At 67.5% G+C, this 434-nt stretch carries 1 protein-coding gene; it reads left to right on the top strand.

All coding sequences use genetic code 11. The features are described 5' to 3' along the window. A partial coding sequence (locus tag QAA18_RS12855; RefSeq protein WP_279413489.1) for a hypothetical protein occupies positions 1–434 on the top strand: 434 nt, incomplete at both ends.

The raw sequence follows: 434 nt of genomic DNA, 5'->3' as shown, positions 1-434 counted from the left end.
AGTCGAAGTCGCCGCCGGCTTCACCTCGTTCGGCTACCTGGGCACCGACGAGTTCACCTCGGTCCTGACAGGTGACTTCTCGGCGTTCGACACCGCCACCAACGCCGATGCGGTTGGCGTCTTCCTGTCGCTCAACAACGACTGCTCCACCGAGGACGTGACGGGCGACGTCGACAACGCCGCCGGCACGGTGACCTTCGAGTACACCGGCGCCGACGTGGCCATCGCCGCCACCGGCTTCAGCGCGTACGTCTGCGCCGCCGTGAACGGTGGCAACGCCGTCGTGATCGACGACACCTCCGCCGCGATCGCCACCACCTTCGTCCGTGGCGACGTCGAGTCGACCAGCGCCAGCTGCAACCTGCTGCCGCTGCGTTACAACGGTTCCGTGGTCGAGGTCTACCACGTCAACCCGGCCGGCAACACCACCGCGC

Origin of the sequence: Luteimonas sp. 8-5 (genome assembly GCF_029763755.1) — a bacterium.
Classification (GTDB): domain Bacteria; phylum Pseudomonadota; class Gammaproteobacteria; order Xanthomonadales; family Xanthomonadaceae; genus Cognatiluteimonas.
The sequence above is the reverse complement of the archived record's forward strand: the minus strand, read 5'-3'. Positions and strand labels throughout refer to the sequence as shown.